The 20392-nt window shown below is 53.6% G+C and carries 21 protein-coding genes; 10 read left to right on the top strand and 11 right to left on the bottom strand.

The annotated features are described in order from the left end of the window. The first annotated feature begins 99 nt into the window (after positions 1-99). On the top strand, positions 100-1131 hold the full coding sequence (locus tag ACWAU4_RS01935; protein WP_045283633.1) for an IS630-like element ISSen5 family transposase: 1032 nt from the start codon (positions 100-102) through the stop codon (positions 1129-1131). Between the two features lie 118 nt (positions 1132-1249). On the opposite strand, the gene ACWAU4_RS01940 is transcribed toward ACWAU4_RS01935, so the two are convergent. The 3 genes from ACWAU4_RS01940 to ACWAU4_RS01950 all read right to left on the bottom strand — a co-directional run bounded on the left by ACWAU4_RS01940 (position 1250) and on the right by ACWAU4_RS01950 (position 2884). Continuing rightward, positions 1250-1546: a phage integrase central domain-containing protein gene (locus ACWAU4_RS01940; RefSeq protein ID WP_052678817.1), complete on the bottom strand. Its 297-nt coding sequence runs from the start codon at positions 1544-1546 to the stop codon at positions 1250-1252. Next, positions 1530-1859, bottom strand: a complete 330-nt coding sequence (locus tag ACWAU4_RS01945; RefSeq protein ID WP_052678818.1) for an Arm DNA-binding domain-containing protein — start codon at positions 1857-1859, stop codon at positions 1530-1532. The genes ACWAU4_RS01940 and ACWAU4_RS01945 overlap by 17 nt, the downstream gene beginning before the upstream one ends. Positions 1860-2020: 161 nt before the next feature. Continuing rightward, positions 2021-2884: a YicC/YloC family endoribonuclease gene (locus tag ACWAU4_RS01950; protein ID WP_045283620.1), complete on the bottom strand. Its 864-nt coding sequence runs from the start codon at positions 2882-2884 to the stop codon at positions 2021-2023. Positions 2885-3064: 180 nt separating this feature from the next. On the opposite strand from ACWAU4_RS01950, the gene rph reads away from it, so the two are divergent. After that, the gene (gene rph / locus ACWAU4_RS01955) at positions 3065-3778 is read left to right on the top strand and encodes a ribonuclease PH (RefSeq protein ID WP_025010865.1); all 714 of its coding nucleotides are present in this window, start codon (positions 3065-3067) and stop codon (positions 3776-3778) included. Between the two features lie 105 nt (positions 3779-3883). Then, positions 3884-4525 (top strand): orotate phosphoribosyltransferase, encoded by a 642-nt coding sequence (pyrE, locus tag ACWAU4_RS01960; protein ID WP_025010866.1) that lies wholly within the window; start codon positions 3884-3886, stop codon positions 4523-4525. 100 nt (positions 4526-4625) lie between these two features. Here pyrE and folE read toward each other — a convergent pair whose 3' ends face one another. The 5 genes from folE to coaBC form a co-directional block, all read right to left on the bottom strand. Continuing rightward, positions 4626-5276: a GTP cyclohydrolase I FolE gene (gene folE, locus ACWAU4_RS01965; RefSeq protein WP_025010867.1), complete on the bottom strand. Its 651-nt coding sequence runs from the start codon at positions 5274-5276 to the stop codon at positions 4626-4628. 192 nt (positions 5277-5468) lie between these two features. Continuing rightward, entirely contained in the window at positions 5469-7439 is a 1971-nt protein-coding gene (locus ACWAU4_RS01970; RefSeq protein WP_208158079.1) for an alpha/beta hydrolase family protein, read from the bottom strand. Positions 7440-7568: 129 nt separating this feature from the next. Next, complete coding sequence (gene slmA / locus ACWAU4_RS01975) at positions 7569-8162, bottom strand: nucleoid occlusion factor SlmA (protein WP_025010868.1); 594 nt, start codon at positions 8160-8162, stop codon at positions 7569-7571. 24 nt (positions 8163-8186) lie between these two features. Further along, complete coding sequence (gene dut, locus ACWAU4_RS01980) at positions 8187-8645, bottom strand: dUTP diphosphatase (RefSeq protein ID WP_025888140.1); 459 nt, start codon at positions 8643-8645, stop codon at positions 8187-8189. Beyond that, positions 8642-9838: a bifunctional phosphopantothenoylcysteine decarboxylase/phosphopantothenate--cysteine ligase CoaBC gene (gene coaBC, locus ACWAU4_RS01985; protein WP_208182700.1), complete on the bottom strand. Its 1197-nt coding sequence runs from the start codon at positions 9836-9838 to the stop codon at positions 8642-8644. The genes dut and coaBC overlap by 4 nt, the downstream gene beginning before the upstream one ends. A gap of 128 nt (positions 9839-9966) precedes the next feature. Between coaBC and radC the strand changes: the two genes are divergently transcribed. The 6 genes from radC to ACWAU4_RS02015 all read left to right on the top strand — a co-directional run bounded on the left by radC (position 9967) and on the right by ACWAU4_RS02015 (position 14928). Then, positions 9967-10644, top strand: a complete 678-nt coding sequence (radC, locus tag ACWAU4_RS01990) for a RadC family protein (RefSeq protein ID WP_093983855.1) — start codon at positions 9967-9969, stop codon at positions 10642-10644. A 122-nt stretch (positions 10645-10766) separates the two neighbouring features. After that, entirely contained in the window at positions 10767-11003 is a 237-nt protein-coding gene (gene rpmB, locus ACWAU4_RS01995; protein ID WP_028769274.1) for a 50S ribosomal protein L28, read from the top strand. A 6-nt stretch (positions 11004-11009) separates the two neighbouring features. Then, positions 11010-11183, top strand: coding sequence for a 50S ribosomal protein L33 (gene rpmG / locus ACWAU4_RS02000; protein WP_025010872.1), 174 nt, complete (start codon positions 11010-11012; stop codon positions 11181-11183). Positions 11184-11332: 149 nt separating this feature from the next. Beyond that, positions 11333-12526, top strand: a complete 1194-nt coding sequence (locus ACWAU4_RS02005; RefSeq protein ID WP_454290432.1) for an ISL3 family transposase — start codon at positions 11333-11335, stop codon at positions 12524-12526. Positions 12527-12962: 436 nt separating this feature from the next. After that, positions 12963-14282 carry an amino-acid N-acetyltransferase gene (gene argA / locus ACWAU4_RS02010; protein ID WP_028781111.1) on the top strand — a complete coding sequence of 440 codons (1320 nt, stop codon included), beginning with the start codon at positions 12963-12965 and terminating at the stop codon, positions 14280-14282. Positions 14283-14397: 115 nt separating this feature from the next. Next, the gene (locus ACWAU4_RS02015) at positions 14398-14928 is read left to right on the top strand and encodes a PH domain-containing protein (RefSeq protein ID WP_045283624.1); all 531 of its coding nucleotides are present in this window, start codon (positions 14398-14400) and stop codon (positions 14926-14928) included. Positions 14929-14982: 54 nt separating this feature from the next. Here the strand turns inward: ACWAU4_RS02015 and rarD are convergent, their stop codons facing one another. Further along, entirely contained in the window at positions 14983-15867 is an 885-nt protein-coding gene (rarD, locus tag ACWAU4_RS02020) for an EamA family transporter RarD (protein ID WP_454290433.1), read from the bottom strand. Positions 15868-15973: 106 nt separating this feature from the next. Next, positions 15974-16438 carry a thioesterase family protein gene (locus ACWAU4_RS02025; RefSeq protein ID WP_454290434.1) on the bottom strand — a complete coding sequence of 155 codons (465 nt, stop codon included), beginning with the start codon at positions 16436-16438 and terminating at the stop codon, positions 15974-15976. 204 nt (positions 16439-16642) lie between these two features. Between ACWAU4_RS02025 and recQ the strand changes: the two genes are divergently transcribed. Continuing rightward, complete coding sequence (gene recQ / locus ACWAU4_RS02030) at positions 16643-18430, top strand: DNA helicase RecQ (RefSeq protein ID WP_372239372.1); 1788 nt, start codon at positions 16643-16645, stop codon at positions 18428-18430. On the opposite strand, the gene ACWAU4_RS02035 is transcribed toward recQ, so the two are convergent. Beyond that, on the bottom strand, positions 18412-20175 hold the full coding sequence (locus ACWAU4_RS02035; RefSeq protein ID WP_028781114.1) for a diguanylate cyclase domain-containing protein: 1764 nt from the start codon (positions 20173-20175) through the stop codon (positions 18412-18414). The two genes, recQ and ACWAU4_RS02035, sit on opposite strands and share 19 nt — an antisense overlap. Between the last annotated feature and the right edge of the window lie 217 nt (positions 20176-20392).

Genomic DNA, 20392 nt, shown 5'->3' on the forward strand with positions numbered 1-20392 from the left:
TAGCTGTTCCAAATAGTAGATCACAGGAAGGGAACTCAGTCCTGTTTGAGCGATCAGATCTATCGCCAAACAAACCCACCACTCGCCCAAGGACTGAGAATGGCTATCTTAGCACCACTATGCCGCGCTGAGCGCAAGCGCATGCAAAAATTGATTCAAAAAACCAACGATAAGCACTTTGCCAGGCGTCTTATTGCGATGTTGATGTTGCATCAAGGGCTGCCGGTTACCCAAGTTCAGCACATCACCGGCGCAGCCCGCTCCAGCATCGGCCGATGGTTGGGCTGGTACACCCAATGTGGCATTGATGGACTGAAATCAGAGAAACCTGGACGGCCAACCGTCTTGCCTATTAACCCGATATTGCTCTGTCTGTCGCTGTTGATCCAGCTATGCCCGGAAGACTTTGGTTACCAGCGTAGCCGCTGGAGCAGTGAGCTGCTTGCCAAGGTGATTAATGCGCAGCTTAAGCTATGCGTCGCTGCATCAACCATTCGTCGTCTGTTACCCGAAGCAGGCATAGTCTGGCGCCGCTCAGCCCCGACGTTGCGCATTAAAGACCCATACAAAGCTGAGAAAATGGCCGCTATAAATCAGGCTCTTGAACAGTGCAGTGCTGAGCATACGGTATTCTATGAAGATGAAGTAGACATCGACCTTAACCCCAAAATCGGGGCGGACTGGATGCCCAAAGGGCAACAAAAACGCGTGGTCACCCCAGGCAACAACCGCAAGCACTACTTAGCTGGAACGCTGCATACCAAGACAGGAAAAGTGCTTTATGTGAGCAGCGCCCGCAAGGCATCGGAGCTGTTTATTGCGGTGCTGGAAAAGCTCAAACGACATTACCGCAAAGCCAAAACTATCACGCTAATTCTGGATAATTACATCATTCACAAGAGCCGTAAAACCCTGGCTTGGCTCAAGAGCAACCCCAAGTTCAGGTTGTTGTTTCAACCGGTATACTCACCTTGGGTCAACAAGATAGAGCGCTTATGGTTGGCACTACATGAAACGGTAACCCGTAATCACAGTTGCCGAAACATGCGGGAACTTCTTGGCAAGGTATGGCATTTTATGGAAACCGTTTCGCCTTTTCCCGGCAACGGACACGGCATCGCGAAAATGTAGCAGTATTCGGATCAGCTATTTAGTCAAGTGCTGGAAATATTGGACCAGTTTTACTTGACCACTACAGGTTTGGCATGTGCTTCCCAAAATGGATAATAGTCAGAACAGAACCGAATAATTACACTAAATGCCTCTTTGGTTGATGAGCATTGCAACCGTTCGTGACAGGCTTGTCATGTTTGATGCCGTGATTAAAAAGCTGTTTGCAGTACATCAGCGCTTCGTTGGCAATTGTCGGGTGACCGCTATCGGTGATCTTTCTTAGAATATCCCGAATATCTAAGGGAGTTACATCGTTAAGAGGAAGCTTTCCGATTTTTGGCGCGATGTCTTTGGAGAATACCCTGAGCGGGCTCTCGGGGTGTTTAAGGCGTTTTTCTAATCCTGGATACCAATCATCAAACAGGTTCCGCACGGTAACGACTTGGGTACGTGCTACGCGCTACTTGCTGCCTTACCTGTATCGGGTTGCAGCCTAATCTAACCTGCTTCATCTGCTCGGCTGCTTGCAGGCGCGCATCCGCAAGTTTGAGGTCACCATACTTGGCGAGTGTCATTTCCTTGCGTTTGCCCGCATAGGTGTATCTCTGCATACAGTATGGTTCACCAGATTTTGGGCGCACCAACAAGTAGAGACCATCACCGTCAGCATGTCGACCAACTGCAGATTGCCTCAGCTTTGCCTCGATTTCTTTTACGGTAAGTGAGCCTATGATTGTGACCCCCATTTCTGCTGTATCAGCCGTGGTGGGTAAAGTTGACTGTTCATCATTTTACCCACCACTTGGCTGTGGAGGTTGATGGGTGTTATTGGATGCTAATAGACGGCATTTAACTTGTAGCCCATTAAAAACAAGTGGTTGATGTCAATATTTGACACTAGTGGATTCTATTCAACGTTCTGGATCTGCTCTCGCATCTGCTCAATCAGCACTTTAAGCTCGACTGCGGCGGCGGTGATTTCGCTGCTGATTGACTTGGAGGCCAGGGTGTTGGATTCGCGGTTGAACTCTTGCATCATGAAGTCCAGTCTGCGGCCTTCGCTGCCACCCTTGTTGAGGATCCGGCGGGCTTCGGCCACGTGGGCTTCGAGGCGATCCATCTCTTCGGCCACGTCCTGTTTTTGGGCCAGCAATACCATTTCCTGTTCCAGTCTGGCCGGGTCCAGTTCGCCCTGGATTTCGGCCAGGCGGTTGCTGAGTTTTTCCCTTTGCCATTCCATGACCTTGGGCATGTGCTCGCGGACTATGGCGACCTGGGCTTCAACGGCATCCAGTCGGGTCAGCAGCATCTCTTTGATGGCACTGCCTTCACGGCCGCGGGCTTCGATAAACTGATCGACGGCGCCGTCGAAGGCTTTGAGCAGTTCGGCGGCAATGGCATCCATGTCTTGCTCGGATGAGGACATGACCCCTGGCCAGCGCAGAATATCCACCGGGTTGAGCTCACCTTGGCCGGCTTGCTGTTTTACCCAGTTGGCGGCCTGCAACAGTTGCAGTGCCAAGTCCTGATTCATATTCAGCTGGGTACCTTGTTGATCGCTCAGCTCGTAGCGCAGGTTGACTTCTACCTTACCGCGATTGAGACGCTTGCGCAGTCTGTCTCGCAGCACAGGCTCCAGACTGCGGAACTGTTCCGGCAGGCGCAGATAGGTTTCCAGATATCTCTGGTTGACTGAGCGGATTTCCCAGGAGGCTGTGCCCCAGTCGGCTTTATGCTCGATACGGGCGTAGGCGGTCATGCTGTGGATCATCAGATATTCCAGTTGCTTGAAGACGGGTGTAGCAGAGGATTATAGACAGCTTGCCCCCGGGGTTAAAGTGAAGTGTATACACTTTGTCGGTTCGATACGGATCCGCCATGGCGTCAAGCGCCGCAAGGCCCTATAATATGCAGCCAATTCAGTCCAGACGACAAAATACAGGAATTCACTATGCGTCCCAGCAACAGAACTCCGGCTCAAACCCGCCCCATTTCAATCACTCGCCAGTTTACCGCCCATGCGGAAGGTTCTGTGCTGGTCGAGTTCGGCGATACCAAAGTACTCTGTACCGCCAGTTTTACCGAAGGGGTGCCGAGATTTCTCAAAGGCCAGGGCCAAGGTTGGGTGACGGCAGAATATGGCATGTTGCCCCGTTCTACCCATAGCCGTATGGATCGCGAAGCGGCCCGGGGCAAGCAGTCTGGTCGTACCCAGGAAATTCAGCGCCTCATCGGCCGTGCTTTGCGCGCCGCTGTGGATATGAAACTGCTGGGTGAAAACACCATAGTGATCGACTGTGATGTGATTCAGGCCGACGGCGGTACCCGCACTGCGGCCATCACTGGTGCCTGTGTGGCTCTGGTGGATGCGCTTAATTGGGCTCGTGCCAAGGGTATTCTCAAGGCCAATCCGCTCAAATTCCTGATCGCCGCCGTGAGCGTGGGAATTTTTGAAGGTGAGCCTATCTGTGACCTGGAATATATCGAAGACAGTGCCGCCGAAACCGATATGAATGTGGTGATGACAGAAACCGGCAAGATCATCGAGATACAGGGCACCGCCGAAGGCGAGCCGTTCAGCCATGAAGAGTTGCTGAGTCTGCTGGAGCTGGCCAAGCATGGCATTCGTGAGATTATCGATGTGCAGAAGGCTGCATTGAGTTAAGTTTTTTTAAGGACCCCATGAGGGTCCTTTTTTTCGTACTCCAGAGAGTACTTGTTCGTACCCGTGAGCCTTAAGGGCTTACCCATAATCACAAGAGGAGAGATCGTGAAAGCCTATCAGCGCGAGTTTATTGAATTTGCCCTTGAGCGTCAGGTGTTGAGATTCGGTGAGTTTACCCTGAAGTCCGGCCGCAAGAGCCCATACTTCTTCAATGCCGGTCTGTTTAACACTGGGCGGGATCTGGCCCGCCTGGGCCGTTTTTATGCTGCTGCGTTGGTGGATGCCGGTATCGATTACGATCTCCTGTTTGGCCCGGCCTACAAGGGGATCCCCATCGCCACAACCACGGCTGTAGCCTTGGCCGAACACCATGATCTGGATATTCCTTACTGCTTTAACCGCAAAGAGAAGAAAGACCACGGCGAAGGCGGCAACCTGGTTGGCAGCGAGCTCAAGGGTAAGGTGATGTTGGTGGATGATGTGATCACCGCAGGTACCGCTATTCGCGAGTCCATGGAGATCATTCAGGCCAATGGCGCGACTCTGGCCGGGGTATTGATTGCACTCGACCGTCAGGAGAAGGGCAAGGGCGAACTGTCTGCCATTCAGGAAGTGGAGCGCGACTTTGGTTGCCAGATAGTGGCCATCATCAAGCTGGCCGATTTGATTGCCTACTTGGCCGAGAAACCGGGGATGGAGCAGGAGTTGGCCGCCGTTAGCGCCTATCGTGAACAGTACGGTATTTAATGCCACCCAGGATAGAATCTCAGCTCTTTCAGAAGCTTGAGTAACTTTCTGTACAGCCATAAAAAACGCTGCCTTGGCAGCGTTTTTTATTACGGAGAGGCTATTTGGCCTGATGCAGAAACTCGGCGCGGGTGGCCGGGTTGGACTTGAACACGCCGCCAAGAGCCGTAGTGGTGGTGGAGCTGGTGGAATCCATCACACCGCGGGATTTAACGCAGTAATGCACTGCATCCATTTTTACCGCCACATCTTTGGTTTCCAGCAGTGTCTGCAACGCAACCAGTACTTGCTGGGTCAGGCGCTCCTGCACCTGTGGCCGCTGGGCAAAGAAACGCACTATGCGGTTGATCTTCGACAGGCCGATGATCTTCTTCCGCGGCAGATAGGCCACAGTAGCAGTGCCATCTATGGTCACCAGATGGTGCTCACAGGTGCTGGTGAGGCTGATGTCCTGCACCCGCACCATTTCATCGAAGCCCATCTTGTTGTCGATAACAGTGATCTTGGGGAAGTTGGCATAGTCGAGGCCGGAGAAAATTTCGTCGACATACATCTTGGCGATACGTTTCGGCGTATCCATCAGGCTGTCGTCGCTCAAATCCAGCGACATCAAGGTCAAAATGGCCTTCATATGGGCCTCTATTTTTTCCTTGCGCTCCTCGGCCGACAAGCCACAGGGTACCATGGGGGTCTCGAGTCCTCGCTCCAGGAGCGCGGTCTGAACCATCAAAGCTGCTTCACTCAATGCCATTGTTTTCCTCCGGCGGATAGACGCCAAGCCAGCGCCTTCCGTTTGTTACTATCCGCGCAAGCTGTGACGCTTTTCACATTTATCTGCGGGAAGCGGAGGATACCGCTATTTGCTGTAAATTCATACCAGAAAAGCCCCATAGCACAAAAAAAGCCGCTCCCTGGAGAGCGGCTTGGTTTACGGCTGTTAAACTTAAACGCCCAGATTCTGCTTAAGGAAGTTTAGCATTTTCTGATAGTAGATGGCTCTGTGGCTTTCATCGTAAAAACCGTGGCCCTCATCATCCATGATGATTTTCTGATAGGGGTAGTTACGCTTCTTGAGCGCATCTTCCAGGGCTTCAAACTGCTCTATCGGAGCGCGCTCATCATTGCCACCGTGCACCAGCAGCAGATTGGCCTTGAGCTTGTCGACGTTGCGAGTGGGCGACATGGCACGCAGCACGGCCTGATCCTGACCAAGCACAGTTCGCAGGTAGCTGGTGCCCGAGTCACGTTCCTGCACGTCACCTTCTTTAAACATCATTTCCAGGTCGTACACCCCGGCAAAGCCGATGGCACACTTGAACAGATCCGGCTCCATGACCGAGCTTTGCAGCGCGCTGTAGCCGCCAAAGCTGCCGCCGACGATACAGATGCGCTTCTTGTCCACTATGCCTTGGTCTATCAGATGGCGGGTGGCGTCTATGATGTCGTACTGAATTTCACTGCCCCACTTGCGGTAGCCCGCTTGCTGGAAGGCTTCACCATAACCACCTGAGCCGCGGAAGTTAACCTGCAGTACGGCAATACCCTGATTGGCCAGCATCTGGTTTTGAGGATCAAAGCCCCAGCTGTCCCTGACATAGTGTGGGCCGCCGTGCGGGTTGACCACCAGAGGCAACTGTTTGGGATCTTTGCCGGGTGGCAAGGTCAGGTAGGCCTGAATTGTCATGCCGTCACGCACCTTGATGTCCATGGGTTTCACTTCGGCCATTTTGGCCGGATCTATGCTTCCCATGGTGCGCAGCAGGTGTCTGAGTTTGACCGCTTTGGTGTCAAACAGATAGTAGTCGCCCGGGTTGCGGTCGTTGAAGGCCAGAATGACCATCTTGTCGGCGTTACGGGTCTCGCTGACGATGCGTACCTGGTGCCCAGGCAGGCTGGCCAGCAGTTGCTTCAGATACACAGCATGCTGATCTTCAGAGTCAACAAAGGCGTAGGTTGGGTAACCGTTGGCAAATTCCACCGCGTAGAGCTGTTTGTTCTGGCCGTTGATCCAGAAGTTGTCCGGCTCGACTCTGGCATCACTGACTATCTGCTGCTTTTCACCGGTTTTCAGGTTGACCCGATACACGGCCTTGGGCTCACCGGCCAGGGAGGCGGAGGCATAGACACTGTTGGGATCTTCGGTAAAGGAGATAGGGGTAAAGTCCTTCAGGCCGATGTTCAGCTTGTCTGTGTCAATCCATTCACCGTCGTTACGGTAGAAAATACGGGTGTTGTTGCTTCTGTCCTGACCGGCAACAAAGCGCACTTCACCGTCATCATCTGTCATGAAGCTGGCCATACCTATGGGAGAGCGGGTGATCTTCTTGCGGGTGCCGCGGTAGACATCAACCTGATAGACATCCTGCAACTGTTCATAATCCAGGCTGCGACCGCCGTTCCAGGGGATGGCGTTGACCAACATGTAGCGGTCATCATCCGGCAAGGGATCGAGCACATAGGCCGTGGCCTGGATAGCGGTGTTTTTCTTCAGGTGGGAACCGGTTTGCTGCTGGCCCGAATTGTAACCGAACAGATAGGCGGCCTTGGAGCCATCGGCGTTTACAGCCATCAACTCACCATAGTAGAGCGGGCGATCATCCCAGCCCTTGAGGTATTCCTTGGCGACCACGACACGTTCATCGTTGACCCAGGAATAACTGCCCACTTGGGCATTACCCGGGAAATAAACTATGTGCTTGGCACTGAGATCTTCAGTATTGAGGATCAGTAGCTTATCTTTTCCTTCGTGATTCATGATCACGCTGAGATAGTCACCTGAGGGGGAGATTTTGACATTGGTGTATTGCGCCCCCTGGCTGAAAATTTCTGCCGGCGTGGGCGCTTGATTGCTCTGGGCCAAAGCGAGAGTGGGTGCCAGCAGTAACGTGCCGGCCAACAAAGGTTGGAACTTCATTTGACATCCTTGTATTTATTATTGGCGGTTTATGTTTGTTCGATGTTAATGAAATGCTTGGGTTTGGACAAGGCTAAATCCATAAAAAAAGGACGGTTTTTACCGTCCTTGATCCCTAAAACAGGGGGCTCAGCTCTGTAATAACTGGCTTTGAATAAACTGCCACTGCTCCTCGAAGTGAGCCGTTGGCTTGAGCTTGAATTCACTGCGAACAAACTGGGCAATACGGCCTTCGGCCACGGCCAACAGCAGGTTTGCCAGAATGGCTTCATCCAGGGCGAATTTTTGCCCTTCTCGCAGGGATTTTTCCCGCAGGATCTGCTTCAGGTGGGTTTCCAACTTGGCAAACAACAGGTTGATCCTCTCTCTGAGCCGCTCATTTTCGCCCAGCAGGGCATCACCGCTCAGTACCCGGGAGATCCCTGGGTTGCGCTCGGCAAACACCAATAACAGCTGCAGTGCCTGTTGGCAGCGTTTCATGGTGTCTTTCTCCTCGTCCATGATGAGGTTGATGCGTGACAGCAGAGAGTCTTCAATAAACTCAATCAGGCCTTCAAACATCCGCGCCTTGCTGGGAAAGTGGCGATAGAGCGCCGCTTCTGACACGCCAACTTCCGAGGCCAGCTTGGCGGTGGTAATCCTTTGCCCCGGATTGGTTTCCAGCATTCTGGCAAGGGATTGGAGTATGTGTTCACGACGATTGATTTTTTCTTTTACAGCCATGTTTCGCTCTGTCAGTGGCAGGAATTATTGAGTGCCTGAATGGCCGAAGCCACCTTCGCCTCTGTCCGAGGTGTCAAATTCATCCACCAGTTTGAACTGGGCTTGAACGACGGGCACAAACACCAATTGGGCCAAGCGGTCACCTATCTCCAGGGTGAAAGGTGTCTGGCTGCGGTTCCAGCAGGAAACCATCAGCGGGCCCTGATAGTCAGAGTCGATAAGGCCGACCAGGTTGCCGAGTACTATGCCGTTTTTGTGGCCCAGACCCGAGCGGGGCAGGATCACCGCCGCCAGAGAAGGGTCGGCCACATGAACCGCAATTCCGGTCGGGATCAATACAGTTTCACCCGGGGCTATGGTGATGCTGGTGTCCAGCATGGCGCGTAGATCCATGCCGGCACTGCCTGGGGTCGCATAGCTTGGCAGCGGAAATTCACTGCCAATACGCGAGTCGAGAATTTTCAGTTCTATGGGTGTTTTCATGAGTTGTTTTTATGCTTCGCTATCAGGATCAGCAACTGTTTGGCCAGGCTCAACTTGTCGGTGGCCGGCAGTTCATCACAACCTGTTGCAGAAAATACTTTCAGGGCATTCCGGTCGGCGTTGAAACCCTGACCCGGAACAGACACATCGTTGGCGGCAATCATATCGAGTTTCTTGCGCTTGAGCTTGTCACGCGCATAGGTCTCCACCTCATGGGTTTCTGCCGCAAAACCCACAGTAAAGGGCCGGATAGGATGGCTGGCGACCGTGGCCAGAATATCCGGGTTACGCACCAGTGCCAATGCCATGGTTTCGGAAGATTTTTTTATCTTGGCTTCGGCGACATCGGCGACACGATAGTCTGCCACTGCAGCGCAGCCAATAAAAATATCCTGCTGTTCCACCCGGTGCATCACGGCATCGAGCATCTCTTTGGCCGATTGCACATCGACTCGGGTCACCCCTGCCGGGGTCGCCAAATTAACCGGGCCGCTGACCAGAGTCACTTCGGCGCCCATTTGCGCCGCAGCGGTGGCCAGTGCAAACCCCATCTTGCCTGAGCTGTGGTTGGAGATATAACGCACAGGATCTATCGCTTCGCGGGTCGGTCCTGCAGTCAGCAGCAGCTTTTGGCCTGCCAACAGCTGTGGCTCAAAGCAAGCGGCGGCTCGCTTGGCGATATCATTGGGTTCCAGCATACGCCCCGGGCCGACTTCACCACAGGCTTGGCTGCCGCTATCCGGGCCCCAGATACCATAGCCGCGCTCGGCCAGCACCTTGAGGTTCTCCTGAGTCGCTACGTTTTGGTACATCTGTTGGTTCATCGCCGGGCAGAGCATCACCTTAGCCGCCGTTGCCAGGCAGGTGGTGGTGATCAGTTCATCGGCCATACCGGCACGAATGCGGGCCAACAGGTTGGCGGTAGCGGGGGCAATGATAACCAGATCGGCCCAGCGGGCCAATTCGATATGCCCCATGGCTGCCTCGGCCGCAGGATCCAGCAGATCTGAGGCCACAGGATGGCCGGATAACGCCTGCAAGGTCAGCGGGGTAATGAATTCCATGGCGCTCTGGCTCATGACGACCCTGACTTCGGCACCTCTGTCCTGCAGACGCCGCACCAGATCGGCACTCTTGTAGGCGGCAATGCCACCGCCAATCCCCAAGAGGATTTTTTTATGCTTCAGGCTCATAGAGACAATCAACTGATGGTAATTGGCGGCTAAGATATCACAAAGCTCCCCCGACTTGGCAGGATGCAGCTTCAAAAATCTCGACCATAATTGAAACAAAGTATAGGGCACAGGGATGGGAGCCAAGGATGGGGATCAGAGACTGGCCAACGGGCGAGGGACCGAGGGAAAAGTTGCTGCAGCAGGGAGCCAAGGGCCTGAGTGATGCCGAGTTACTGGCGGTCTTGCTGCGTAACGGCCTAGCGGGGCAGAGTGCGGTCGAATTGGCCAGAGATTTGCTCGCGGCATTCGGTTCACTGCGGCAACTCTTGGTGGCACCACTGAATCAGGTTGCCCGAATTCCGGGAATGGGACCGGTAAAATATACCCAATTGCAGGCGGCCGCCGAACTTTCGAGGCGAATTTCCCGGGAAAAGCTGCAAAGAGGGGCGGTTTTGACAAATCCGGATTTGACTCGCGACTATTTAATGAGACAATTAGCAGACCGTGCCACCGAGGTGTTTGCGATTCTGTTGCTGGACAGCCAGCACCGAGTGATCCAATTCGTGGAATTATTCCATGGCACCCTGGACTCTGCATCTGTCTACCCACGAGAGGTGGTTAGGCTGGTGCTGGAAAAACAGGCCGCGGCGGTCATAGTTTGCCATAATCACCCGTCCGGCGTGGCTGAGCCCAGCCAGGCTGACAGGCGAATTACTGAGCGGTTGAAATGTGCGCTCGCAACCATAGATGTTTCACTTCTGGATCATATGGTTGTAGGGGATTGCGAGATAGTTTCCTTCGCAGAACGCGGATGGATGGATTGATCCATCGCTTGATCTTTCCTCAGTTATCCTGTATAACATGCGCCCTCTTTGTGCCTCGGGCGACGGCCATACGAGGCACATTAATGCTCGAGCGTTAAAATTGTTTTTTGGAGAAGATTGACATGTCAAGAGTATGCCAAGTTACTGGCAAGCGACCAATGGTTGGTAACAACCGTTCGCACGCAAAAAACGCAACTCGTCGTCGTTTTTTACCTAACCTGCAGAACCACCGTTTCTGGTTAGAAGACGAAAAGCGTTTCGTACAATTGCGCGTTTCTACCAAGGGTATGCGCATTATCGACAAGAAAGGTATCGAAGTCGTTGTTGCTGAACTTCGTGCCCGTGGCGAGAAGGTGTAATAGAAAATGGCTAAAGCTAAAGGCAATCGTGAGAAGATCAAGCTGGTTTCAAGCGCCAAGACTGGTCACTTCTACACTACCGACAAGAACAAGCGTAACATGCCTGAGAAAATGGAGATCAAAAAGTTTGATCCCGTAGTTCGTCAGCACGTTATCTACAAAGAAGCCAAAATCAAGTAATCCACTTGGTATTTGAATTCTTGGAAAGCCCCTCTCGCAGGGGCTTTTTTTTGGTTCATCGCAGATTAGCGTGGACTGGAAATGAAAACGGTTGGAGAGTTATTGTTTAGTCGCCAAACAAAAACAATGACCAACACCAACCGTTCTCGATGTCGAATATTACCTTTCCCATTGCGCTCTGGGAAGGCTTTGAAGCCGTCCATACCGAGCAAAATCAACAAACCCTCATCATCCACCTAAAGCCGATTAATAACGGCCACTGTGCTTGCGGCAAACCGGCTAAGGCTGTTCACGACGCTTCACTTCGCAGCGTATCGGAACGAACCATACTGGCGTTTCAGGTTCAGTTACGGCTACCCGTCCGCCGTATTCTTTGCCCCGATTGCGGTATCGTTCGGGAGCATATCAGCTGGTTAAAGCCCTATGCTCGCCAGACCACACTGCTCATTGAGCATGTCGAGGCGCTACTCAAGCTCTTGCCGATTAAACATATTTCGCAACTCCTTGGCCTGCACTGGCATACCATCAAGACTATCGACAAACGTCGGCTGGCAAGGGAGGTCACAGAGCCTGATTGGAGTCGTGTCAAACGCCTGGTCATGGACGAGTTTGCCCTGTTCAAAGGCCATCGTTACGCCACCGTGGTGGCCGATGCGGATACTCATCAAGTCCTTTGGATAGGTGAAGGCCGCAGTAGAGCAGCTATCCGGCCGTTTTTCGTTAAGTTGGGTCAGTACTGCCAACAGATTGAAGCCGTTGCTATGGATATGAATACTGCCTTTGACCTGGAGGTACAGAAGCACTGTCCCCAAGCCAAAGTGGTCTACGACTTGTTTCATGTTGTTGCCAAGTATGGCCGTGAAGTCATCGACCGAGTCAGGGTTGACCAAGCTAATCAACTCAAGCACGACAAACCAGCCCGCAAACGGGTAAAACGGGGGCGCTGGGTCTTACTCAAAAACAGAGATAATTTGACAGACAAACAGGCGGGGTATCTCAACGAGCTGTTGGAGTCGAACAAAAGCTTAATGACGGTTTACCTGCTCAGGGAGCAACTCAAGGAGATGTGGTACTGCACAGATGAAGCCGAAGCCACGGCTCAATGGAACCTCTGGTGGCAACAAGTCAGAGAGAGCGGTATCAGGCCACTACTCCAATTTGGCCAGCGTCTTAAAAACTATCTTCATGGCATAGTTGCTTCAGCGGTTCATCCGTTGCACACCTGCCGACTAGAGGGGATGAACAACAAAATCAAACTGCTGAAGCGAATGGGCTATGGCTACCGGGATACCGAATACTTCTTTCTGAAAGTCAGAGAGGCGTTCCCCGGAGATCCGCGATGAACCTTTTTTTTGATTTGAATTTGGCCGCCGCGGCCGTAGTCGAGTCGGTTTGGCTCTCGTTGCCCTTAAGCTTATCTCCTTTATCACCAAGCTGCCTCTATCACCTTCAATCCACTTTAGTCCTGAGTTATTCCGCGTAAGGATCCGGCTGCTGGCCTTCTGCGGTTCAGGTGGATTCATACTTTCTAAACAGATCCCTGCTATACCTTTCTATGCAATCACTTGAACCGCAGCGGCGAATATTTACTCGGTTTGAGTCTCAGGGGGGAAGATGCTGGATATGGCTTACCCTTCATGTGAATAGTTAGAGATTTAAAATAAGTATTTGCGCAAATAAATTCTTTTTAAGTGAATTTAAATGCATTATTATGTTGTCCGTGCCACGGGGTGGCATTCATTTTATGTCGGCTTTAACGAGTGTGAGGTAAATCCCAAGGTGCGTACCACAGAATTGGTTGATGGTTTTCGTCATTCTGCTCCCTATGTCAATGCTCACAGGGGCAAGACATTTGTTGTGATGTTGGGGGGCGAGGCGTTGGCTCAGCCTAAGTTTCGCTCCATCATCAATGATGTTGCTCTGCTGCATAGCCTGGGGATCAAGGTAGTATTGGTCTATGGCGCCCGGCCACAGATAGACGAAGCCTTGGCTAACAATCAGATTGAGCCTGCCTACCATCAAGGCGTGCGGATCACCGATGAAGCCACTCTCAAGGTCATTAAGCAGGTAGCCGGTTCTTTGCAGTTTGATATCACTGCCAGGCTGTCCATGAGCCTGTCGAACACGCCGATGCAGGGCGCACAGATCAACGTGGTCAGTGGTAACTTTGTCATCGCCCAGCCTTTGGGGGTCGACAATGGTATTGACTATTGCCTCTCCGGCAAGGTGCGCCGTATCGATGTTCAGGGACTCAAACGGCAGATGGAAAACAACTGCATCATCCTGATGGGGCCGATAGCGGCTTCAGTCACCGGCGAGAGCTTTAACCTCACCGCCGAAGAAGTGGCGACTCAGGTGGCTATCAAACTCAAGGCCGACAAGATGATCGGCTTCAGCTCCCAGAATGGTATTTTGGATCGCAACGGTGATGTGATTGCCGAGCTGATGCCCAACGATGCCCAGAAAATTCTCGATAAACTGGCCGGCCAGGGTGAAGGCTGTGTCGGCACCATGGCATTTCTCAAGGCCAGTATTGATGCCTGTCGCAGCGGTGTGCCCCGTTGCCATCTGGTCAGCTATCTGGAAGATGGTGCCCTGTTGCAGGAACTCTTCTCCCGTGAGGGCATAGGTACCCAGATAGTCACAGAGAGTGCCGAGCGCTTGCGGCGCGCATCCATTGCCGATATTGGCGGCATACTCAACCTGATCCGCCCGCTGGAAGAGCAGGGGATCCTGGTGCGTCGCTCCCGCGAGCAACTGGAGATAGAAATAGAGCAGTTTATGCTGATTGAGCGTGATGGCCTGGTGATAGGCTGCGCGGCGCTCTATCCCTTTGAAGAGGACAACGCCGGCGAGTTTGCCTGTCTGGTGGTGCATCCTGACTATCGCGATGCCGATCGCGGTAGCCTGCTGTTGCAGAACATCATAGGCCAGGCCAAGGTGCGTGGTTATTCTAGGCTGTTTGCGCTGACGACCCGCAGCATTCACTGGTTCCTGGAACACGGCTTTGAGCTGGTGGAGGTAGATGCCTTACCGAATAAGAAGAAGCAGCTCTATAACTACCAGCGTCGCTCCAAAATTTTGGCGCTTGACCTGTAAAAACCGGCCCCGCTCAGCGGGGCTTTTTGTAAGCAGGTATATTCCATTTGTTGACATATTATGTCTTTAACTCCTAAGCTAAGCCCACTTATGCCTATCCATTAAGGAGTAAGAGATGAACAGTGGAAGTTACGAGTTGGCGCCATTGACCGGCGTCGCCAGTGGCAGTTTTATCGCCTTGATACTGATGTTGGCGGCCATCTTGCTGCTGATCCGCATTCGGAAGATGCCGGCAACGGCCAAGAGCGCCGCCTCGGGTTTGCTGTTGGTAACACTGGCGGGATCTGTATGGGTATTTTGGCAGGCGCAGGCATCCAAGGTGGAATTGACGGCTCAGAGCCTGGTGGTCGAGGTGCCATTCTACGGCCAGAGCCTGGCTCCCGAGCATCTGCGTATCTCAGAGGCGAAAGTGATTAATCTCGGCGATACCAGCGGCCCCAGGCTTGGCATGCGTACCCAGGGCATAGGTCTGCCCGGTTACACCCTGGGGTGGTATCGGCTCAACGATGGCAGCAAAGCGTTTGTGGTTCTGACGGAAAAAGATAGCGTCTTGTTACTGCCGACCGACCTTGGTTACAGCCTGCTGCTGAGTATGCCTGAAGCAGAGAGTTTGCTTGAGGGGCTGGGGCAGAACCTGCCGGGATAAACGTTGGATATTGCTTAACCGGCCCGGAAACTCTATCCGGGCCGGTTGTACTTGTTACCTGCGAGAGCGTTTTCGCAGCATATCCAAAGTAAACACCACCAGGGCGGCCCAGATGAAGCCGAAGGTAATGCTCTTTTCGATATCGAAGGGTTCATCGAACAGGGTCACTGCCATGATAAACATGATGCTTGGGCCTATGTACTGGAAGAAGCCCAGCATGATCAGCGGGATCCGCACTGCTGCACCGGCAAAGCACAGCAAGGGGATGGTGGTGATGATACCGGCGGCCATCAGCAGCAGGTTGAGAGCCCAACTGTTGCTGAGCATATTGGCGCCGGCTTCACCGGTGCCCAGCAGTAAAAAGCCCAGCGCTGCCGGCATTAACACTGCAGTTTCGACCAAAAGGCCAGTCTTGGCGTCGACATTGACCTTCTTGCGCAGCAGGGCGTAGAAACCGAAGGAGGCTGCGAGCCCCAGGGATACCAGCGGAATCGAGCCGAAAGAAACCAGCTGGATCACCACCCCGGCGGCGGCAAGCGTTACCGCCACCCATTGTAGTCTCCCGAGCCGCTCCCCCAGAAACAGCATGCCGAGCAACACATTGAACAGCGGGTTGATAAAGTAGCCCAGGCTGGCATCCAGCATATGATCATTGTTGACCGCCCAGATAAACAGCAGCCAGTTGCCGGCGATAAGAATCGAAGTCAGCAGCAGTACCGCCAACTGTTTCGGGCGCTTGAGCAACAGCCTGAGCTGTCCGAAACCACCGATAAACTGCATCAGGATCCCCATAAAGACGAAGGACCAGATGATGCGGTGCAGCAGGATCTCGGGGGCCGAGACATGATGCAACAACTTGAAGTACAGCGGCGCAAAGCCCCAAAAAATATAGGCGCAAAGGGCGAGAATGACCCCCTTGCGGTATTCGGTTTCAGGCATAGGTACTACACAATGACGAAAAGGAGAGAAGGGCGATTGTAGGGGGCAAAGCCCCTCGGCTCAAGTTATCGACAACAGATTCAGTGTTTGAGTTTTAAACAGCTACTCAGCCGACCATGTAAGTCCCTGTACCAAAAGCGATATGGCTGCCTTTTTCATTATGCAGCTCCATTCGGCAGACTGAGACCCTGTTGCCGGCACGGATCACTGTTCCTGTGCCGCTGAAGACTTCTCCCCAGCCGGGGCGCAGATAGTCGACCCTGAGATCTATGGTGCTCAGGGTTTGCAGTCGCTGTTGCAGCTGCTCCACTGTCCAGTTGTCGCGACTGATAGCTAAGCCGGAGAATGCCGTCAGGCCGCCAACCACATCCAGCACGGTTGCGGTAACCCCGCCATGGAGTATTTTTTGATGTATGTTGCCGATTAGCTCCGGCTTCATTTTGATCTCCACTTCGACACCAGAGGCGTCGTATCGGCGGATCCCAAGGCCGAGAAGATTGTGAAAAGGCACATGTTTATCAAATACTTCTGCTACCTTGGCGAGTACCTCGGCTTGAATGTCCTGGCTCATAGGGCTTCCTGCTATTGTTGTTTTTTAGAGCAATCAATCTAACGCTAATATGGCCGTTTGCCTAGTCCAGGCGGAAAAATCCCCTCTTGGCTGGCACTCTGGTGTTGGCTTCATTTAGAATAGCGGCCTCTTCTTTGGACACAGACAGTCATGGATCAGCCGCTGAGTATCGCTCCCGAGAGCCTAAATCATCCCCAAGACCCTATGCAGCAAGCCTTGCAGCAGGTGTTCGGCTACCGCACTTTCCGTGAAGGGCAGCGCCAGGTGATTGAACGTGTGATGGCCGGGGAAGACTGCATGGTGATCATGCCCACCGGCGGCGGCAAGAGTCTGTGTTACCAACTGCCAGCATTGTTGATGCCAGGGTTGACGCTGGTGGTTTCGCCGCTGATCTCCCTGATGAAAGATCAAGTCGACAGTCTGCTGCAGACAGGGGTCAATGCTGCTTATCTCAACTCATCCCTGCCCAGGGAGCAGAGCCTCAAGGTGTTGCGCCAGTTGCATCAGGGGGAGATCCGCCTGCTGTATGTCTCGCCGGAGCGCTTGCTGCAGCATGAATTTATTGAGCGGCTGCAATCCCTGCCGCTGTCGATGTTTGCCGTGGATGAGGCGCACTGTATCAGCCAGTGGGGCCATGATTTTCGCCCCGAATATGCCCAGCTTGGCCGCCTGAAACAGCTGTTTCCCGGCGTGCCTGTGATGGCGCTGACCGCCACCGCCGACAAGGCGACCCGGGATGATATCTGCCAGCGGCTCAATATCGCCCCCTATGTGCTTCTTTCCAGCTTTGATAGGCCGAATATTCGCTACACAGTGGCGGAAAAGCTTAACGCCGCCAATCAATTGCGCCAGTTTATCGCCGCGCAGAACGGCGCTGCCGGGATTGTTTATTGCTCCAGCCGCCGCCGGGTCGATGAAGTGGCCGAAAGGCTGCGGTTACAGGGCTATGCCGCCGAAGGCTATCATGCCGGTATGAGCAGCGACGAGCGCGCCAGTGTCCAGGACAGATTTCTCAAGGAACAGTTGGATATAGTGGTGGCCACGGTCGCCTTTGGCATGGGGATCAACAAGTCCAACGTGCGCTTTGTGGTGCATTACGATCTGCCCAAGAGCATAGAGGCCTACTATCAGGAAACCGGCCGCGCTGGGCGAGATGGTCTCGAGGCCGAAGCCTTTATGTTGTTCGAGCCCGCCGATATCGGCCGGGTGCGCCACCTGATTGAGCAGGGTGAACCCGGGCCGCAGCAACAGGTGGAACTGCATAAACTCAATACCATGGCGGCCTTTGCCGAGGCTCAGACCTGCCGCCGCCAGGTGTTGCTGCACTACTTCGATGAGCCGGCGCTGGAGCCCTGCGGCAACTGTGACATCTGCCTGGACCCGCCCAAACGCTACAACGGCACCGAGGATGCACAGAAGGTGTTGTCCTGCATATATCGCTTGGGGCAGAAGTTTGGCATGAACCAGCTGATAGAGGTGCTCAGAGGCTCCAAATCGGCCGCCGTGGTCGACCGGGGGCACGACAAGTTATCCACCTGGGGTGTCGGCAAAGACAAGAGCCATGAACACTGGCTCAGTGTGACCAGGCAGCTTATCCATTTGGGGCTGGCGAGCCAGGATATTACCCGCGGATCGAGTATTCGCCTGAATCCGGCCGCCAGGCCTGTGCTCAGGGGCGAAGTTGCACTGATGTTGGCCGAACCCAGAATTGACTTGCATGTTACCCGCAGGCGCAACGTCAGCAGCAAGGCGCCACTCAACTACGATCGCAAGCTGTTTGCCCGCCTCAAGCAGTTAAGGCGCAGCATAGCCGAAGAGCAGGATGTACCACCCTATTTGGTATTCAACGATGCAACCCTGGCGGAAATGGCGGCGATTTTGCCTACCAGTCAGGGCGAGATGTTGGCGGTCAATGGTGTTGGCGAGCGCAAGTTGGCCCGCTTTGGCGATCAGTTCCTCGACGAGATAGAGGCTTATCTCGCCGGTGACTGATGTTGCTCGGCGGCTTTCTGCTGACTGAGTTGGTTGACACCGGCACGCTTCACCAGGCTATCCAGGGTATCGGGCTGCTGCAGCGAGGCCACACCAATGCGCACGGCATGAGCCACTTGCCAGCTCTGCACTATCGGCTTGAGTTGCTCGCTGACCTGCAAGGCGCCCTGGACCGAGGTGTAGGGCAGTAGGACCACCATCTCATCCATACTGTAGCGCAGCAGTCTATCTTGCTCTCTGAGTTTCTGTTCCAGCGCCCGCTGCAGGGCGGAAAGATCCACCTGACGTATATGGCTGGTACTCAGCAACAACAGGCTCAAGGGGTAGTTGCCCTTCTTGGCGCTGCTGAGCATGGCATCCAGCTGCTGGGCCGCAGGCAGTTTTTCCAGTGCCTCGGTACTCGGTTGTTGCCAGCGGTTACGGCGACTGACCAACCAGATCAGCGCACCTATGATGGCGAGTGCCAGCACAGAGATGGTGCCGTAGGCCTGGCTCAGTTTGGAGCGCTGATCGGCACTGGCAAGACGAATGTTCTGCTGGGTTTCTACCTGCAACTGCTCCTGCTGGCTGAGCCTGGCCTTGTATTGCATAAAGCGGGTATTGTTGAGCTGCTTTTGGGCCTCGGCTGCGGCCTGGGCCGCCAGTTTCATCGCCTCGTATGCCGGTTTGAACTCTGCTCTTTCGGCGTAATAGTCACTGATAAGCTGTTGGGTATAGGCCACTTCATCGGCCAGTTGCAGCTGCTCGGCCTGTTGCGCCGCCTGCATCAACAGCCTTATGCCTTCATCGTCGTTGCGCTGGGCGAGACGTACCCTGGCCAATAGCCGGGTAGCACGCATATAGTTGTTTACTTTGCCTTGTTTTTCATAGGTCTGCAGGGCAATACCCACTAACTCGTCGGCAATCTCGGTTCTGCCCCTGGCGAGTTCTATCACGGCTATTTGGCTGTAACTGTTGGCAAGCTCCAGCGGTGAGCCTATCTCGGGCAGCAGTATTTTGGACTGTTTCAGCAGGCTGTCGGCTTGGGCCATATCCTCCTGCGCCAGCGCGACTCTGGCGGCCATCAATAACAGCACATGGCGAACCTTGCCTTTGGCTTCATCTGTGTCCAGTGCCAACTTGAGATAGTAGGCCGCTTGGCGCAGGTCGCCGGTGGAATACATCAGGCTGGCCATGTCGCCGTAAACATAGGCCAGAGGTGGCCATAGCCAGGACGGATTTTGACTGCTGATATCCGGGTAGATGTCCAGCGCCAGACGCAGATCTTCGATGGCGGTGCCATAGTTGCCAAGGTCGTTTTCCAGCTGGCCCTTGAGTCTCAGGGCGTTGACCAGAGCCTGGGGTTGGTTGTGGCGTTTGGCCTGCTCAATGGCGCCGTCGAGTAACAGCAGTGATTGCTTCAGATCGTCGAAATTGGCATAGGCATCGGCGCGGCAAATTTGAAAATAACTGTCTGCCTGTTCCAGCCTTAGCTGCTTGGCTCTGGCTTCTCCCAGTTCGGCCAGATTGATGGCGGCGCCGTTGTCTCCTAATTGCAGGAGTGCTTCACATTTAAATAACTGTAATCTCAGCACTTGAGCCTGGCTCAACTCTGAGGCCTGACGCTCAAGCTCGTTGATTTGGGTCAGCGCCAGCGTAGGATATTGATAGAGGGTGTTGGCCAGTGTGTCCAACCGCTCCGCGGCCCAAAGCACACAAGAAAATGACCACAGGAGCAAGCTCAGTGCCAAGAGGCGAAAATCCATTTTTTCTCCGCTGAGTGAAGGTGAGTTTTTCCGGGCGAAACCGTGTTGGGATAATAACTATTTTTTATCATTTTTGGCACAAAAAATGATGCTATCGGCAAGATTTTATTCATCTATTTAGCTTTAGATCACCAAGGCTTGAATGGTGCAAATCAGCACTTTAAGCCGAAATTTTCAACTGATGCTGAGAAATATAGGCTTGACAGCGAGCAAGGAG

The organism is Shewanella sp. FeAMO (assembly GCF_053653955.1).

Excerpts from the sequence above, each read along its gene's own strand:
- ACWAU4_RS02025 (WP_454290434.1), bottom strand. The coding sequence starts at position 16,438 with ATGAGCCAGGACATTCAAGCCGAGGTACTCGCCAAGGTAGCAGAAGTA.
- ACWAU4_RS02015 (WP_045283624.1), top strand. The coding sequence starts at position 14,398 with ATGAACAGTGGAAGTTACGAGTTGGCGCCATTGACCGGCGTCGCCAGT.
- rph (WP_025010865.1), top strand. The coding sequence starts at position 3,065 with ATGCGTCCCAGCAACAGAACTCCGGCTCAAACCCGCCCCATTTCAATC.
- ACWAU4_RS02035 (WP_028781114.1), bottom strand. The coding sequence starts at position 20,175 with ATGGATTTTCGCCTCTTGGCACTGAGCTTGCTCCTGTGGTCATTTTCT.
- rarD (WP_454290433.1), bottom strand. The coding sequence starts at position 15,867 with ATGCCTGAAACCGAATACCGCAAGGGGGTCATTCTCGCCCTTTGCGCC.
- ACWAU4_RS01950 (WP_045283620.1), bottom strand. The coding sequence starts at position 2,884 with ATGATCCACAGCATGACCGCCTACGCCCGTATCGAGCATAAAGCCGAC.
- ACWAU4_RS02005 (WP_454290432.1), top strand. The coding sequence starts at position 11,333 with ATGTCGAATATTACCTTTCCCATTGCGCTCTGGGAAGGCTTTGAAGCC.
- folE (WP_025010867.1), bottom strand. The coding sequence starts at position 5,276 with ATGGCATTGAGTGAAGCAGCTTTGATGGTTCAGACCGCGCTCCTGGAG.
- ACWAU4_RS01945 (WP_052678818.1), bottom strand. The coding sequence starts at position 1,859 with ATGGGGGTCACAATCATAGGCTCACTTACCGTAAAAGAAATCGAGGCA.
- ACWAU4_RS01935 (WP_045283633.1), top strand. The coding sequence starts at position 100 with ATGGCTATCTTAGCACCACTATGCCGCGCTGAGCGCAAGCGCATGCAA.
- recQ (WP_372239372.1), top strand. The coding sequence starts at position 16,643 with ATGCAGCAAGCCTTGCAGCAGGTGTTCGGCTACCGCACTTTCCGTGAA.
- coaBC (WP_208182700.1), bottom strand. The coding sequence starts at position 9,838 with ATGAGCCTGAAGCATAAAAAAATCCTCTTGGGGATTGGCGGTGGCATT.
- slmA (WP_025010868.1), bottom strand. The coding sequence starts at position 8,162 with ATGGCTGTAAAAGAAAAAATCAATCGTCGTGAACACATACTCCAATCC.
- rpmG (WP_025010872.1), top strand. The coding sequence starts at position 11,010 with ATGGCTAAAGCTAAAGGCAATCGTGAGAAGATCAAGCTGGTTTCAAGC.
- dut (WP_025888140.1), bottom strand. The coding sequence starts at position 8,645 with ATGAAAACACCCATAGAACTGAAAATTCTCGACTCGCGTATTGGCAGT.
- ACWAU4_RS01970 (WP_208158079.1), bottom strand. The coding sequence starts at position 7,439 with ATGAAGTTCCAACCTTTGTTGGCCGGCACGTTACTGCTGGCACCCACT.
- rpmB (WP_028769274.1), top strand. The coding sequence starts at position 10,767 with ATGTCAAGAGTATGCCAAGTTACTGGCAAGCGACCAATGGTTGGTAAC.
- radC (WP_093983855.1), top strand. The coding sequence starts at position 9,967 with ATGGGGATCAGAGACTGGCCAACGGGCGAGGGACCGAGGGAAAAGTTG.